Origin of the sequence: Roseateles puraquae, from assembly GCF_002205845.1 — a bacterium.
GTDB classification, from domain to species: Bacteria; Pseudomonadota; Gammaproteobacteria; order Burkholderiales; family Burkholderiaceae_C; genus Pelomonas; species Pelomonas puraquae.
Genome location: NZ_NISI01000007.1, coordinates 152,705 through 167,766, shown reverse-complemented (window position 1 = coordinate 167,766; position 15,062 = coordinate 152,705). Strand labels below are relative to the sequence as shown.

The 15,062-nt window shown below is 70.0% G+C and carries 12 protein-coding genes; 5 read left to right on the top strand and 7 right to left on the bottom strand.

Going from position 1 to position 15,062, the window contains the following annotated elements:
• Nucleotides 1-54 precede the first annotated feature (54 nt).
• The 7 genes from CDO81_RS18010 to CDO81_RS17980 form a co-directional block, all read right to left on the bottom strand.
• A complete protein-coding gene (locus tag CDO81_RS18010) occupies nt 55-357 on the bottom strand; it encodes a high-potential iron-sulfur protein (protein ID WP_088484614.1) in 303 nt (100 codons plus the stop codon).
• Nucleotides 354-656, bottom strand: a complete 303-nt coding sequence (locus tag CDO81_RS18005; protein WP_144397298.1) for a hypothetical protein — start codon at nt 654-656, stop codon at nt 354-356. Before CDO81_RS18005 ends, CDO81_RS18010 begins: the two co-directional genes overlap by 4 nt.
• Before the next feature lie 18 nt (nt 657-674).
• Entirely contained in the window at nt 675-1,865 is a 1,191-nt protein-coding gene (locus tag CDO81_RS18000) for a geranylgeranyl diphosphate reductase (RefSeq protein WP_088484612.1), read from the bottom strand.
• On the bottom strand, nt 1,862-3,181 hold the full coding sequence (locus CDO81_RS17995; protein ID WP_088484611.1) for a BCD family MFS transporter: 1,320 nt from the start codon (nt 3,179-3,181) through the stop codon (nt 1,862-1,864). Before CDO81_RS17995 ends, CDO81_RS18000 begins: the two co-directional genes overlap by 4 nt.
• A complete protein-coding gene (gene chlG / locus CDO81_RS17990; RefSeq protein ID WP_088484610.1) occupies nt 3,178-4,056 on the bottom strand; it encodes a chlorophyll synthase ChlG in 879 nt (292 codons plus the stop codon). Before chlG ends, CDO81_RS17995 begins: the two co-directional genes overlap by 4 nt.
• Nucleotides 4,057-4,113: 57 nt before the next feature.
• Entirely contained in the window at nt 4,114-5,580 is a 1,467-nt protein-coding gene (gene ppsR / locus CDO81_RS17985; RefSeq protein WP_088484609.1) for a transcriptional regulator PpsR, read from the bottom strand.
• 90 nt (nt 5,581-5,670) lie between these two features.
• On the bottom strand, nt 5,671-6,489 hold the full coding sequence (locus CDO81_RS17980; protein WP_158218339.1) for a cobalamin B12-binding domain-containing protein: 819 nt from the start codon (nt 6,487-6,489) through the stop codon (nt 5,671-5,673).
• A 423-nt stretch (nt 6,490-6,912) separates the two neighbouring features.
• On the opposite strand from CDO81_RS17980, the gene bchF reads away from it, so the two are divergent.
• From bchF to bchL, 5 genes are read left to right on the top strand one after another with little or no spacing between them, the layout of a single operon-like run.
• A complete protein-coding gene (bchF, locus tag CDO81_RS17975; RefSeq protein WP_088484607.1) occupies nt 6,913-7,425 on the top strand; it encodes a 2-vinyl bacteriochlorophyllide hydratase in 513 nt (170 codons plus the stop codon).
• Nucleotides 7,422-8,705, top strand: coding sequence for a ferredoxin:protochlorophyllide reductase (ATP-dependent) subunit N (locus CDO81_RS17970; protein WP_088484606.1), 1,284 nt, complete (start codon nt 7,422-7,424; stop codon nt 8,703-8,705). Before bchF ends, CDO81_RS17970 begins: the two co-directional genes overlap by 4 nt.
• Nucleotides 8,706-8,718: 13 nt before the next feature.
• On the top strand, nt 8,719-10,269 hold the full coding sequence (gene bchB, locus CDO81_RS17965; protein WP_088484605.1) for a ferredoxin:protochlorophyllide reductase (ATP-dependent) subunit B: 1,551 nt from the start codon (nt 8,719-8,721) through the stop codon (nt 10,267-10,269).
• Nucleotides 10,241-14,065, top strand: coding sequence for a magnesium chelatase subunit H (locus tag CDO81_RS17960; RefSeq protein ID WP_088484604.1), 3,825 nt, complete (start codon nt 10,241-10,243; stop codon nt 14,063-14,065). The genes bchB and CDO81_RS17960 overlap by 29 nt, the downstream gene beginning before the upstream one ends.
• The gene (gene bchL / locus CDO81_RS17955; RefSeq protein ID WP_088484603.1) at nt 14,062-14,970 is read left to right on the top strand and encodes a ferredoxin:protochlorophyllide reductase (ATP-dependent) iron-sulfur ATP-binding protein; all 909 of its coding nucleotides are present in this window, start codon (nt 14,062-14,064) and stop codon (nt 14,968-14,970) included. The genes CDO81_RS17960 and bchL overlap by 4 nt, the downstream gene beginning before the upstream one ends.
• The last annotated feature ends 92 nt before the right edge of the window (nt 14,971-15,062 follow it).

The following is a 15,062-nucleotide window of genomic DNA, read 5'->3' as shown; positions in this document are numbered from 1 at the left end:
GTCAGAGGTCCATCCGACGCGCAGGCTTGCCGCACAGCGCAGCGAGCCTCATGCCTAGGCCTTCTTCACGTAGGCCGTGCACCAGCCCTTGGCCGAGACCTGCTTGCCCGCAAAGATCGGGCAGGGGCCGGCCGCCGCACCCGCCTTGCCTTGGTAGAGCGAGCAGTTGCCACAAGCCGAACCGGCCACGTACTTGGGTTGCTTGGCCTTGTCGATCTTGGAGGCATCGGCGTGATAACCGAGAGACTGGGCGGTGGCGTCTTTCTCGTCCACCATCGCCTGCGACCACGCCGTACCGGCGATGAGGCCGGCTCCGGCGACGGGGATGAGACGGATGAACTGGCGACGGCTGTTCATGGGGTAGACCTTTCGTGTCTGCTGGCAACGGGGGGAAGGGAGGCGACCGGTCGGTGCCAGCGGGCCCGAAGGTCGAACAGATGACAGACCCCGGCCGACGCGAGGCACGCGCCGACCCAGGCCACGCCCGCCCCACCCAGGCCCAGGCGCAAGGCCAGGGCCAGGCTGAAGCCGGCGAGCAGATTGGGCAGCAGCCCGCGCGGGGCTGCACTGATGTGGGTCATAAGCCAGAGCAGTTCAATCAGGCTTGCGAGCAGCACGACCTCGACCATGCGCAACAAAACTTCAGACTCGTTCACGCGCACCTCACACAAGCCTCAGACACGGGCCAACCCGAGCAGGTGCGCCATGTCCTTGAAGAAGATGCGCACATGGGCCATGGGCCGCGCGCGCACCAGGCGCTTGTGCATGTAGGCGTCGAAGGTCAGCTGCTGCACATCACGGTCGCGGCACATGCTGACGAAGCGCTCGCGGCGCTTGTCGCTCGAATACCAGAAGTGCTGCATGACACCGAGCACCCAGAACACCCGACCGTGCTCACGCATGAAGCGCTTGCGCGCGCTGGCCAGGGCCTGGGGCTTGCCGCTGCGCAGCATGTCGGCCACCGCCTCGGCCGCCAGGCGCCCGCCCAGCATGGCGTAGTAGATGCCTTCGCCCGACGCCGGGGCGACCACCCCGGCGGCGTCACCCGCCAGCACCACGTCACGGCCGTTGTCCCAGCGCGGCAGGGGCTTCATCGGGATGGGGGCGCCTTCACGGCGCAAGGTGCGCGCATGGGCGAGGCCCGCAGCCGCACGCAACTGCATCACGCCACGGCGCAGCGAGAAGCCCTTGTCGGCGCTGCCCGTGCCCACGCTGACGCTGGCGCCGTGCGGGAAGACCCAGCCATAGAAGTCAGGCGACAGGCTGCCCCGGTAGTGCACCTCGCAGCGGCTGGCTGCATAGCCTTCGGGCAAGGCTTCAGGCACGGCAATGATCTCGTGGTACGCGAACACGAAGCGGCCCTTGTCGGCACCGGGCACAGCCTGCTGCGCCACCTGCGAGCGCGCACCGTCGGCCCCGATGACGGCCCGGGTGCGCACGCTGTCAGCGCCGGTGTCGGTGCTGAAGTGCACAACGCTGATGCCGTCGTCGTCACGGCTCAGGCGCTCGAAGCTGCCCACGCGGCGCTCGGCGCCGTGGGACGCCGCACGCTCGCGCAGCCATTCGTCGAAGTGCTCGCGGTCGACCATGCCGACGAAGCCGCCTTGGATCGGGATGTCCACCTCCACGGCCTGCGGCGAGATCATGCGCGCCGCCGTGGCGCGCGCCACCAGCATCTCGTCGGGAATGGCGAAGTCCTGGATCAGGCGTGGCGGGATGGCACCGCCGCAGGGCTTGATGCGGCCGGCGCGATCCAGCAGCAGCACGCGGTGACCGGCACGCGCCAGGTCATCGGCTGCCGTCGAACCCGCCGGGCCGCCGCCGATGACGACGGCATCAAAGTCGACGGTGGCGCGGGTCGTCATGGCGCTCTCCTGAGCTGGCCGAGGTGGCTGGGTTGCGGCGCCGGGGCGGGCGCATCGACGCGCGCAGCCAGGCGGGCCGCGACCAGGAACAAGGCCGCATTGGCCACGAAGACCAGCGCATAGGCCGGGCCCGGGCTGGCCAGCAGCCAGCGGGCCAGGTCACTGGCCGCCGTGCCCACGATGCCGCCCAGCGCAAAGGCCTGGGCCTGTGCCGCGCCCCACAGGCCCATGCGGACACCCTCCTGGTTGGCGCCACCCGCGCCCGCCAGGCCCATCATCGAGCCGATAGCGGCAATGGAGAACGCACCGGTGGCGAGGCCGAGCAGGAACACATTCGGCGCCAGCGGCCAGCCCGGCCCGACCAGGCCCGCCATGACCAGGCCCGACAGCGCGAGGCCCGAGGCCACACAGCCCCAGACGGTCCAGCGCCGCAGGCTCCCCCATCGCCCGCCGGCCCAGCGGCTGCCGGCGCCCGCGGCCAGCAGCATGCCCACCAGGGCGCCGCCATGCTGGGTGCCGGAGAGCTGCGTCGTCGCCCCCGGCGTGAGACCGAAGACGAGGCCGGCGAAGGGCTCCAGGATGAGGTCTTGCATGCTGTAGGCCAGCATGGAGACGAAGACGAAAATCGTGAAGCGCCGCGCCCGCGGCTCGGCCCACACCGCGCGCAAGGCCTCGCCGAAGGGCAGCTGCGCCACGGCCGCTTCGCCCTGCGCCGTGCCCTGTCCTTCGAGGCGGAACAAAGCGACGGCGGCCACCAGCACCGCCGCCAGCGCCACGCCACCGGCCACGGCCAGCAGGCGCTGCGGCGAGAAGGGGTCGAGCAGGCTGCCCGAGACCTTGGCCGTGATGACGAAGCCGACGATCATCAAGATCCACACCGTGGTGGCCGCAGCAGCACGCCGCTCGGGCGCGACGCGCTTGGCCAGCAGCGTCAGCAGCGAGGTGCCGCTGGCGGCCACGCCCAGGCCGATCAGGCCATAGGCGAGCAGCGCCAACGCCACGCCCGCAACCAGATGCGCACCCATCAGCACGGTGGCCAGCGCGGCCAGCCAGCCACCGGCCGCCAGCGTCGCCATGCCGCCCAGGATCCACGGCGTGCAGCGCCGGCCCTGGTCGGCACCATGGCCCATGCGCGGCCGGGCCACCTGCACCACGTAGTGCCAACCCAGCAACAGGCCCGGCAGCAGCGCCGGCAGCGCCATCTCGACCACCATCACGCGGTTCAGCGTCGAGGTGGTCAACACGACGATGGCGCCGAGTGCCGACTGCACCAGGCCCAGGCGCACCACGCCCAGCCATCCCATGGGTCTGCTCATGCCATCACTCCTCGCAGCGCAAACGCGCTGACCAGCATGCCCGACACATACAGCGGCACGCCTGCACCGCTGTACCAGAGCGCGCGCTGGATCGGCTGGGCGATGAAGCGGCGCATCATCAGCAACTGCACCGCCAGCAGGCCAGCCACCGCCAGCGCATGGCCGCCCTGCCCCCAGGACGCGAGCAGCGCGATGACGACCACCTGCGGCAAGGCCATCACGGCGCTGGCCACCTGCGCAGCGCGCGGCGCCCCGAGCATCACGGGCAACGAGCGGATGCCCATCTGCTGGTCGCCCGGGATGGACTTGAAATCGTTGAGCGTCATGATGCCGTGGGCGCCCAGGCTGTAGAGCAGCGCCAGCGCAAGCGACCGGCCGTCGGGCCACTGCCCCATGGCCATGACGGCCGCGCCCGTGATCCAGGCCAGGCCCTCGTAGCACAGGCCGCAGGCGGCATTGCCCCACCAGCCGTTGCGCTTCAGGCGCAGCGGTGGCGCGCTGTAGGCCCAGGCCAGCAGCAGGCCGAGCACACCCGCCAGGAAACCCACCACGCCGAGCTGCCAGGCCAGCAGCAGCGACAGGGCCGTCCAGATCACCGCGATGTACAGACCCCAGTGGCCCGGCATGCGGCCGGAGGGAATGGGCCGCTGCGGTTCGTTGATGGCGTCGACATGGCGATCGAACCAATCGTTGACCGCCTGGCTGGTGGCGCACACGAAGGGCCCGGCCAGCAAGACGCCGGCCACGATGACAGGCCAACGCCCGTCGGCCGGCAAGCCCGACGCGACCACCCCGCAGCCGAAAGCCCACATCGGCGGAAACCAGGTGATGGGCTTGAGCAGTTCGGCGACGGCCGAAAGAGCGGGGCGCTGCATGCGGCCTATTCTGGGCCGCCGCAAGGGAATGTCAATCTAGATTTACATCGAGCGGCGTCAGTCGGCGCCAGATGTTTCTTCGGGCGCGTTGTCGCCCAGGATGCCGTAGCGCCGCAGCTTCACATACAGGCTCTGCCGCGAGAGGCCCAGCATCTCGGCGGCCGAGGCCCGGTGATCGCGCGTGAGCTGCAGCGCGGCTTCGATGCACAGGCGCTCGATCAGGTCGGTGGTCTCGCCGACGATGTCCTTCAGCGGCAGGCGGCCCACAAGGCCCGTGAGCTGCTCCACCGAGCGCGGCAGCTGGCCGGGTGTGCGACCGTCGGCGGGCAGCCGGCGGGCCACGTCACGGATGGCAAAGCCCAGGCAGGCCTGCGGGCCGTCCGGCACGGCCACGGCCGACACCTCCACCGCGCTCGGCTCGCCCAGCCCGCTGCGCAGGGTGGTGGGAAACAGCTTGACCACCCCGTGCTGGCGCAGGCTGCTGATCAACACGTTCACATCGACCGCCGTGCGCCCGAGCCAGCGCTCCAGCGGCTGACCCTGCACCGCGTCGCCGGGGGCGAGCTGGAGCATGTCGCTGAACGCCTGGTTGGCGCTCAGGATGCGGCCTTGCATGTCGGTCAGCACAAAGGCATCCGGCAAGGCGTTGACCACGTCGGCCAGCGGCGGGCTGTCCGCCGCCGGCAGCGGGTTGGCCGCCAGGGCGCCCGGGGCGCTGGCGCGCACCAGCAGCAGCGTGGTGCTGTCCTGCCGGAAGGCCGACGCGCCCAGGCGCACGTCCGCACCGCCGGCGGCCAGCCGCACCGTGAGGTCGTCGCTGCGGCCGGCGCTGCGGGCCTGGGCGAACTGGGCTTGCACTTCGGCATGGCTGGCCGGCGCCAGCAACTCCAGCACGCTGCGGCCGACCATGCGGCGCGTGGCGTCACCCATCAGGCGACCGGCGGCGGCGTTGTGCTCCAGCACGACCAGGGAATTGGCGTCCAGCACCAGGACGGCTTCTGCCACGGCTTCGAAGAGCAAGCGGTAGCGGGCCTCGGTGTGGCGCAGGCGCAGATAGTCACGCTCCATGGACTGCTGGGCGTCCACCAGGCGCTTCTGCACCGCCGCCACCTCGCGCAGGTCGCGCCCGAGCGCGAGCACGCCGCCCTGACCCGTCAGCGGCACGACGCTGTAGCTGACCGGCAGGTCCACGCCACCGGCCAGCGCATGCGTGACCTGACGCTCATGCCGCCCGCCAGCCACCGGCGCACTGCTCTGGGACAGCATGGCCGTGACCTTGCCGCGGTTCTCGATGGTCACCGTCTCGATCCAGCGGCGACCGATCCATTGACGCAGCTCAGCCAGTTCCGCCGCATGGGCAGCGCCGAGCGACACGTCACGGATCACGCCCTGGGCGTCGACCACCAACGCCAGATCGGTCGCGGCGGCCACCACACCGGCCAGCACCTCGGCACTGAGGTCCGAAAAGTGGAGTTCCGGAGCTTCAAAACGCTGCGTAGCGGCCGCGGTGCCGGGGGTGTGCATCGAACTCCCTGAGTTGCGAAGGCGGCCATGGGGCCACCGAGGGTCGTGAGGTGGGTCGGTGTAGCCGGGAGGACTTTCAGCCTGCTGACGTCAGGCGGTCTTGACACTCCGGCGAAGGCTGGCATTGGCGGCGTCGACTGCCGAAGGCGCATCACCGGCCATGGCATCGGCGCCGCAGCGCCGTGCAAGGTCCGGCATCACACCCGCCATCGGGCCACCGACCATGACAAAAAGCCCCGGATTTCCCGAAGCTCTTCGAATGTCAAGAATACCAGACGCTACCTCGGCGACGCTGTCACTGGCAGACACCGACAGGCCGACAACGTCGAACCAGTCACGCCGCGCCAGGGCCGCGAGTTCAGCCCAGCCCAGCCGCGGCTCGCAGGCGACTTCCCAGCCCGCGCGGCTGAAGAACTCCGCCACCAGCGCAATGCCGAAGGTGTGCTGGGAGCCGGGTACTGCGGCCAGCAGGACGCGCCGACTGTCGCCATCACGGCGAACTGACGCGCGAAGCGGCTCGGAAAACTCGTGCAGCACCCGCTGCAAACGCCACAAGCCGATCGTCACCTGGGAGAAGCTGTAGACGTCCTGCTCCCACCACTCGCCCATCAGCCGAGCGCTTGCCGCCAGCAAGTCCAGGAAGACCTGCTCCTGCGTGGCGCCGTCGTCCAACACCTGGCGCACGAAGGCGATTGTGGCCTCCGGCGTGCCGTCGGCCGCCAGCTCGGTCAAGGCCTGCACCTGCTCCGCCGTGATCTGCACCTGCGGCAGGGGCGCGCAAGGCATGTGAGGCAGGCGGTGCAGCAGCATCAGCCGAGGAATGATCTCGAGCTCGACCACGCGTGACAACTGCGCCTGCTGCGAGCTGACCAACCGGGACGAGTTGGCGCCCGCCAGCATGTCGTCCATCGTGAAAGGCTCTGGGGATCGAGCCCGGTCGGGCCCATCCGCCGCCGTGCGACGCTGCTCGGCGGGCTGCTTGTTTTTTGCCTGACCTTTTGCCTGACGATTGAAAGTCCATCCAGCCACCGCTGTCTCCTCGGGGTGGATTGGCAGCAAAGGTTCCTTGTGAGGCCGTGGAGGCATCGGCTCCGGGCCTCGGCGCTGGGCAGCGTCAGAAATCGCTACTGCAAACCGTTGGGGTACGACTGATCTGAGTTCTTGTGGTGCACGACATGCTCAGTCAGCTTGCGTTGACAGACCGCGTGCTTGCACTGTCTGCCCCCGGGCTGCCTGCGTCAAGCTGTATTTACCTGAACCGCCTGACGTGTACATTTTTCATTACGTCAATCTGGATTGACATCGGTCAAACCCGGGCCTAGGCTCGCCGACATGTTGCATCCCGCTGCCTCGACCGCCCCCCTGAGGCCGCGCCCTGCCCCGGCGGCCCGCCCGCCGCTGTACACGCCCCAGCAGCGCGCGCGGCGCGACGCCACGCGCTGGACGCTGGTGCAGGGCCTGCTGGCGCCGCTGCAGTTCTTCGTTTTCCTCGCCAGCCTGGCCTTGGTGCTGCGCTACCTGGCCACCGGCGAAGGCGAGCAGGCCGCGGCGGTTTCGGTCCTGGTGAAGACGCTGACGCTCTACACCATCATGGTCACCGGCTGCATCTGGGAAAAGGTGGTGTTCGACCGCTGGCTGTTCGCGCCGGCCTTCTTCTGGGAAGACGTGTTCAGCATGCTCGTGCTGGCCCTGCACACCGCCTACGTGGCCGCCTGGTTCTACGGCTGGCTCAGCGCGCGGGAGCAGATGCTGCTGGCCCTGGCTGCCTACGCCGCGTATGTGATCAACGCGGTGCAGTTCATCCTGAAGCTGCGCGCCGCCCGGCTGCAGGGGGCCTCGACATGAGCCCGGTCATCCCCATCCACACCGACAGTGGCTGCAGCGACGCCCCGGTGCTGCGCGAGCGTGGCCAGCGCGAGGTCTTCTGCGGGCTGACGGGCATCATCTGGCTGCACCGCAAGATGCAGGACGCCTTCTTCCTGGTGGTGGGCTCGCGCACCTGCGCCCACCTGGTGCAGTCGGCGGCCGGCGTGATGATCTTTGCCGAGCCGCGCTTCGCAACGGCCATCCTTGACGAACGCGACCTCGCCGGCCTCGCCGACGCGCAGGACGAACTCGACCGCGTGGTACAGCGCCTGCTGGAGCGCCGGCCGGATATCCGGCTGCTCTTCCTGGTGGGCTCCTGCCCGTCGGAAGTCATCAAGCTCGACCTGTCCCGCGCGGCCGCGCGCCTCAACCAGCGCTTCAACCCGCAGGTGCGGGTGCTGAACTACTCGGGCAGCGGCATCGAGACCACCTTCACCCAAGGCGAAGACGCCTGCCTGGCGGCCCTGGCGCCTGAACTCCCTGCCGCGCCGGCCCCCGCTGAACCGGAACTGCTCATCGTCGGCACGCTGGCCGACGTGGTGGAAGACCAGTTCAGCCGGCTGCTGACCGCCATGGGCGTGAAGCGCTTCGCCTTCTTCCCGTCGCGCCGCAGCACGGCCCTGCCCGCCGTCGGCCCCAACACCCGGCTGCTGCTGGCCCAGCCCTTCCTCGGCGACACCGCGCGCGCACTGGAGGCCCGCGGCGCCCAGCGCATCCCGGCGCCCTTCCCGCTCGGCGCGGAAGGCAGCGCGGCCTGGCTGCAAGCGGCCGGCGCCGCACTCGGCCTCGCGCCCGACGTGGTCTCACGCGCCATCGCACCGGCCCGCCAACGGGCAGAGCAGGCACTGGCCCCGCACCGCGCGGCGCTCGCCGGCCGGCGCGTGTTCTTCTTCCCCGACTCCCAGCTCGAACTGCCGCTGGCGCGCTTCCTGGCCCGCGAACTCGGCATGGAACTGGTCGAGGTGGGCACCCCCTATCTGCACCGGCAGCACCTGGCCGAAGAGCTGGCCTGGCTGCCCGCCGGCACCGCACTGTCCGAGGGGCAGGACGTGGAAAAGCAACTCGACCGCTGCCGCGCCGCCCGGCCCGATCTGGTCGTCTGCGGCCTGGGCCTGGCCAATCCGCTGGAGGCTGAAGGCATGACGACGAAGTGGTCCATCGAGCTGGTCTTCACCCCCATCCAGGGCTTCGAGCAGGCAGCCGACCTCGCCGGCCTGTTCACCCGGCCGCTGCATCGTCGCCAGCTGCTGGCGGCCTGAATCCGAGCACGGCATGCAACTCACCCTCTGGACCTACGAAGGCCCGCCCCACGTCGGCGCGATGCGGGTCGCCACCGCGATGCGCGGCGTGCACTACGTGCTGCACGCGCCCCAGGGCGACACCTATGCCGACTTGCTGTTCACGATGATCGAGCGGCGCGGCGAGCGCCCGCCGGTGACCTACACCACCTTCCAGGCGCGCGACCTCGGCGGCGACACCGCCCAGCTCTTCAAGGACGCTGCCCGTGATGCGCATGCGCGCTTCCAGCCGCAGGCCCTGCTGGTGGGCGCCTCCTGCACGGCTGAGCTCATCCAGGACGACCCGGGCGGGCTCGCCGCGGCGCTGAACCTGCCGGTGCCGGTGATCCCGCTGGAGCTGCCCGCCTATCAGCGCAAGGAGAACTGGGGCGCGGCCGAAACCTTCTACCAGCTGGTGCGCAGCCTCGTCGTCAAGCCCGCCACGCCGCGCGTGAAAGGCCCCGCGCCGCGCTGCAACCTGCTCGGCCCCACGGCCCTGGGCTTTCGGCACCGCGACGATGTGCGCGAGATCACCCAGCTGCTGACCCGCCTGGGCATCGAGATCAATGTCGTCGCCCCGATGGGCGCCACGCCGGCCGACCTGGCCCGCCTGACCGATGCCGACTTCAATGTCGTGCTCTACCCCGAGATCGCCCAGACGGCCGCCACCTGGCTGAGCCGCACGCTGGGCCAGCCCGCCACCAAGACGGTGCCCATCGGCGTCAAGGCGACGCGCGAGTTCATCGCCGAGGTCAGCGCGCTCGCCGGTATCGCACCAGACATCAGCGCCGCCGCCGCCGACTCGCACTCCACCTGGTACGCGCAATCGGTCGACGCCAACTACCTGACCGGCAAGCGCGTGTTCGTGTTCGGCGACGCCAGCCACGCCATCGCCGCCGCGCGGGTGGCCGCCGAGGAGTTCGGCTTCCAGGTCGTGGGCCTCGGCAGCTACAGCCGCGAGTTCGGCCGTGAGCTGCGCGCAGCGGCAGCGGGCTACGGCGTCGAAGCCCTGATCACCGACGACTACCTCGACGTCGAAGCCGCCATCACCGCCGCCGCACCCGAGCTGGTGCTGGGCACGCAGATGGAACGCCACATCGCCAAGCGCCTGGGCTTGCCCTGCGCGGTGATCTCGGCCCCCGTGCATGTGCAGGACTTCCCGGCGCGCTATGCGCCGCAGATGGGCTTCGAGGGTGCCAATGTGCTCTTCGACACCTGGGTGCATCCGCTGATGATGGGCCTGGAAGAACACCTGCTCGGCATGTTCCGCGGCGACTTCGAGTTCCATGAGGACGCCGCGCCGTCGCATCTGGGCCGCAGCGCCACGCCAGCCGCCCTGCCGCCTTCGGCGCCCATCGCAATACCTGCCGAGACGGTGGCCCAGCCGGCCAGCTGGGCGCCCGACGCCGAGCAGGAGTTGCGCAAGATCCCGTTCTTCGTGCGCGCCAAGGCCCGGCGCAACACCGAGGCCTATGCGATGAGCCGGGCCCTGCCCCTCATCACGCTGGAGACGCTCTATGACGCCAAAGCGCACTTCAGCAAGTAGCCCTGCCGTGCCGGCGATGAACGTGGTCATCGTGACCATGGACAGCCACCTGGCCAGTGCGGCCGAGCGTGCCAACGCCGTGCTGGCGCGCAGCCTGCCTGGCCTGCGCCTGACGGTGCACGCCGCCGCCGAATGGGGTGACCACCCGCAGGCGCTGGCGTGCTGCAAGGCCGACATCGCCTCGGCCCACATCGTCATCGCGTCCATGCTCTTCCTGGAAGACCACTTCCTGCCCGTGCTGCCCGACCTGCAGGCGCGGCGCCCGCATTGCGATGCCATGGTCTGCGCGATGTCGGCCGCCGACGTCACCCAGCTGACCCGCATGGGCCGCTTCGACATGAGCGCCCCGGCCACCGGGGCAATGGGCCTGCTCAAGCGCCTGCGCGGCAAGGCCAAGCCTGGCGGCAGCGCCGGCGCGCAGCAGATGAAGACGCTGCGCATGCTGCCCAAGATCCTGCGCTTCATCCCCGGCACGGCGCAAGACGTGCGGGCCTACTTCCTGACGCTGCAGTACTGGCTCGCGGGCTCGCAGGAGAACATCGTCAACATGGTCAAGCTGCTGGTCGAGCGCTACGCCGACGGCCCGCGCCAGGCCTTGCGCGCGAGCGCCCGGCCCGAGCAACCGGTCGAGTACCCCGAGGTGGGTCTCTACCACCCGCAGATGAACCACCCGGCCGCGACCGGCCTGATGGCCACCACACTCGACGCCCTGCCCAAGGTCGCCACCACCGGCAGCCGCGGCACGGTCGGCCTGCTGCTGATGCGCTCCTACGTGCTGGCGGGCAATGCCGATCACTACAACGGCGTCATCACCGCGTTGGAAGCGCGCGGGCTGCGCGTGATCCCGGCGTTCGCCACCGGGCTGGACCAGCGCCCCGCGATCGCCGCCTACTTCCAGGACGCCACCGGCCGGCCGCGCATTGACGCGCTGGTGTCGCTGACCGGCTTCTCCCTCGTCGGGGGCCCGGCCTACAACGATGCGCGCGCTGCCGAAGACGTTCTCGCGGCGCTGGACGTGCCCTACCTCGCCGTGCACCCGGTGGAGTTCCAGACGCTCGACCAATGGGGCGGCTCGCCGCGCGGCCTGCTGCCGGTGGAGTCCACCATCATGGTGGCCATTCCCGAGCTGGACGGTGCCACCGGCGCCATGGTGTTCGGGGGCCGCGCCAACGGTACGCAGATCGCCTGCACCGGCTGCAGCCATGCCTGCCGCTTCGAGAACGTGGTCGATTCGCACGACATGCACAGCTGCATCGAGCGGGCCGACGCCCTGGCCGCCCGTGTCGGCAAGCTGGTCGACCTGCGCCGCAGCGAACGCGCCGAGCGTCGCGTAGCGGCCGTCATCTTCAACTTCCCGCCCAATGCGGGCGCCACCGGCACGGCCGCTTTCCTGTCGGTGTTCGAGTCGCTCTACAACACGCTGGCATCGATGGCGCGCGAGGGCTACACGGTGGACCTGCCCGCCTCGGTGGACGACCTGCGCGAGCGCATCATCCGCGGCAACGCCGAGCGCTACGGCGCGCTGGCCAATGTGCACCACCGCATCCCGGCGCACGATCACCTGCGGCGCGAGAAGCACCTCAAGGAGATCGAGGCCCAATGGGGCCCCTGCCCCGGCAAGCAGCAGACCGACGGCAGCCACATCCAGATCCTCGGCGAGCGCTTCGGCAACGTGTTCGTCGGCATCCAGCCGGCCTTCGGCTACGAGGGCGACCCGATGCGCCTGCTGTTCGAGCAAGGCTTTGCTCCCACGCACGCCTTCTCGGCCTTCTACCGCTGGCTGCGCGAAGACTTCGCGGCCCATGCGGTGCTGCACTTCGGCACCCATGGCGCGCTGGAGTTCATGCCCGGCAAGCAGGCCGGCATGTCGGCCCGCTGCTGGCCCGATCGCCTGATCGGCGACCTGCCCAACCTCTACCTCTACGCGGCCAACAACCCGTCGGAGGGCAGCATCGCCAAGCGCCGCGCCGCCGCCACCCTCATCAGCTACATGACGCCGCCGGTCGCCGAAGCCGGCCTGTACAAGGGCCTGGTCGAGCTGAAGGAACTGCTGGAACGCTACCGCGGCCTGGAGCCCGAGGCCCAAGCCGAGCGGGATGAACTCGTGCCCATGATCCAGGCGCAGGCGGCCACGCTGGACCTCGCCCCCATCGAGCCGCCCTGGGCCGATGCCGAAGCCGCCATCGCGCAGCTCGGCAACGCCATGCTGGAGCTGGAGTACACCCTCATCCCTTACGGCCTGCATGTCGTGGGCCAGGCGCCGACGGCCGCCGAGCGGGTGGACCTGCTGATGTCCTTCGCCGAGGCCTCGGAAGGCGTCAAGCCCGACCGTGCCGTCATCGAGCGCCTGGTGGCTGAAGGCCTGCCGACCGATGACGACCTCGAAGACCTGGCCCTGCTGCAGCGCCTGGCCGACATGGACCGGCTGATGGCCGAGGACCGTGAGATCGACGGCATCCTGCGCGCCCTCGACGGCCGCTTCCTGCGCCCCGCACCCGGTGGCGACCTGCTGCGCACGCCCGCCATCCTGCCCACCGGCCGCAACCTGCATGGCTTCGACCCCTTCCGCCTGCCCAGCGCCTACGCCGTGAAGGACGGCGCCCGCCAAGCCCAGCGGCTGCTGGACCGCCACATGGCCGGCGGTGCGCCCCTGCCCGAATCCATCGCCATGGTGCTGTGGGGCACCGACAACCTGAAGAGCGAAGGCGGCCCCATCGCCCAGGCCCTGGCGCTGATGGGCGCGCGGCCGCGCTTTGACAGCTATGGCCGCCTGGCGGGCGCTGAGCTGCTGCCGCTGGCCGAACTGGGCCGGCCGCGCATTGACGTGGTCATCACACTGTCGGGCATCTTCCGCGACCTGCTGCCGTTGCAGATCAAGCTGCTGGCCGAGGCCGCCTACCTGGCCGCGTCGGCCGACGAAGCACCCGAGCAGAACTTCATCCGCAAGCATGCGCTGGCCTACCAGGCCCTGCACGGCGGCGACCTGGAGACCGCATCGCTGCGCGTGTTCGGCAATGCCGAAGGCGCGTATGGCGCCAACATCAACAGCCTCGTCGACAACAGCCGCTGGCAAGACGGCGATGAACTCGCCGAGACCTACAGCCGCCGCAAGGGCTTCGCCTACGGCCGCGCGGGCCGGCCGGTGCAGCAGGCCGCACTGCTGCAAAGCGTGCTCTCCGACGTGCAGCTGGCCTACCAGAACCTCGACTCGGTGGAGCTGGGCATCACGACCGTCGACACCTACTTCGACACCCTCGGCGGCGTGAGCCGCGCCATCAAGCGTGCCAAGGTCGCCAAGCAAGGCGCCGCCGCGGAGATGGCGCCGGTCTACATCGGCGACCAGACCCGCGACGGCCTGGGCGGCGGCACCGTGCGCACCCTGAGCGAGCAGGTCGCGCTGGAGACCCGCACCCGCATGCTCAACCCCAAGTGGTTCGAAGCCATGCTGGAACACGGCTACGAAGGCGTGCGCCAGATCGAGGTGCATGTCACCAACACGCTGGGCTGGTCGGCCACCACGGGCCAGGTGGCGCCCTGGGTGTACGAGCAGCTCAGCGCCACCTTCATCCTCGACCCGGCCATGCGCGAGCGCCTGGCCCAGCTCAACCCGACCGCGTCCACGCGTGTCGCCCATCGCCTGCTGGAAGCCGTCGACCGCGACTTCTGGCAACCCGACGCTGCCACGCTGCAGGCGCTGCGCCAGGCGGGCGACGAGCTGGAAGACCGCCTCGAAGGCGTCGTCGACAGCGGCCCCGCCCGGGCCCATCCCACCCCCAACGAAAAGGCCGCTGCATGACCACCACCACCGCCATCCCCCTCGCCGAACTCGGCGGTCGGCGGCCCGACGGCGCCGGCAGCGTGCAGGTGCAGATGGACCCGACCGTCCAGATCGGCACGGCCAAGTGCTTCGCCATCTACGGCAAGGGCGGCATCGGCAAGAGCACCACGTCCAGCAACCTGTCGGCGGCCTTCTCCAAGCTGGGCAAGCGCGTGCTGCAGATCGGCTGCGATCCCAAGCATGACTCCACCTTCACGCTGACCAAGCGCATGCTGCCCACCGTCATCGACGTGCTGGAGACCGTGGACTTCCATGCCGAGGAGCTGCGCGTGGAGGACTTCGTCTACGAGGGCTACAACGGCGTCATGTGCGTGGAAGCCGGCGGCCCGCCGGCCGGCACGGGCTGCGGCGGCTACGTGGTGGGCCAGACGGTCAAGCTGCTCAAGGAGCACCACCTGCTCGAAGACACCGACGTGGTCATCTTCGACGTGCTCGGCGACGTGGTCTGCGGCGGCTTTGCCGCACCCTTGCAGCACGCCGACCGGGCCATGATCGTCACGGCCAATGACTTCGATTCCATCTTCGCGATGAACCGCATCGTGCAGGCCATTGGCGCCAAGGCGAAGAACTACAAGGTGCGGCTGGGTGGGGTCATCGCCAACCGCAGCGCCGCCACCGACCAGATCGACAAGTACAACGAACGCATCGGCCTGAAGCTCGCGGCGCACTTTCCCGACCTGGACGTCATCCGCCGCAGCCGCTTGAAGAAGTCCACGCTCTTCGAGATGGAGGCCTCGCCCGAACTGGAGAAGGTGCAGCAGGAGTACCTGCGGCTCGCGGCCTCGATGTGGCTGGGCAGCGAGCCCTTCGAAGCGGTGCCGATGAAGGACCGCGACCTCTTCGACCTGCTGGGCTTCGACTGATGAGCACGTGCCCCTCGCCTGGTCCCGCCCTGCTGCACGCAGGCGTGCCCCGTCGGTCCCCCGAGGGGACGGCGACGCTTGCCGGCTCGACC

Bases quoted from the DNA above. Each gene is read 5' to 3' on its own strand.
- CDO81_RS18000 (WP_088484612.1), bottom strand. From the start codon at position 1,865: ATGACGACCCGCGCCACCGTCGACTTTGATGCCGTCGTCATCGGCGGC.
- CDO81_RS17960 (WP_088484604.1), top strand. From the start codon at position 10,241: ATGACGCCAAAGCGCACTTCAGCAAGTAGCCCTGCCGTGCCGGCGATG.
- CDO81_RS17970 (WP_088484606.1), top strand. From the start codon at position 7,422: ATGAGCCCGGTCATCCCCATCCACACCGACAGTGGCTGCAGCGACGCC.
- CDO81_RS17980 (WP_158218339.1), bottom strand. From the start codon at position 6,489: ATGGACGACATGCTGGCGGGCGCCAACTCGTCCCGGTTGGTCAGCTCG.
- CDO81_RS18010 (WP_088484614.1), bottom strand. From the start codon at position 357: ATGAACAGCCGTCGCCAGTTCATCCGTCTCATCCCCGTCGCCGGAGCC.
- chlG (WP_088484610.1), bottom strand. From the start codon at position 4,056: ATGCAGCGCCCCGCTCTTTCGGCCGTCGCCGAACTGCTCAAGCCCATC.
- CDO81_RS17995 (WP_088484611.1), bottom strand. From the start codon at position 3,181: ATGAGCAGACCCATGGGATGGCTGGGCGTGGTGCGCCTGGGCCTGGTG.
- bchF (WP_088484607.1), top strand. From the start codon at position 6,913: ATGTTGCATCCCGCTGCCTCGACCGCCCCCCTGAGGCCGCGCCCTGCC.
- ppsR (WP_088484609.1), bottom strand. From the start codon at position 5,580: ATGCACACCCCCGGCACCGCGGCCGCTACGCAGCGTTTTGAAGCTCCG.
- bchB (WP_088484605.1), top strand. From the start codon at position 8,719: ATGCAACTCACCCTCTGGACCTACGAAGGCCCGCCCCACGTCGGCGCG.
- bchL (WP_088484603.1), top strand. From the start codon at position 14,062: ATGACCACCACCACCGCCATCCCCCTCGCCGAACTCGGCGGTCGGCGG.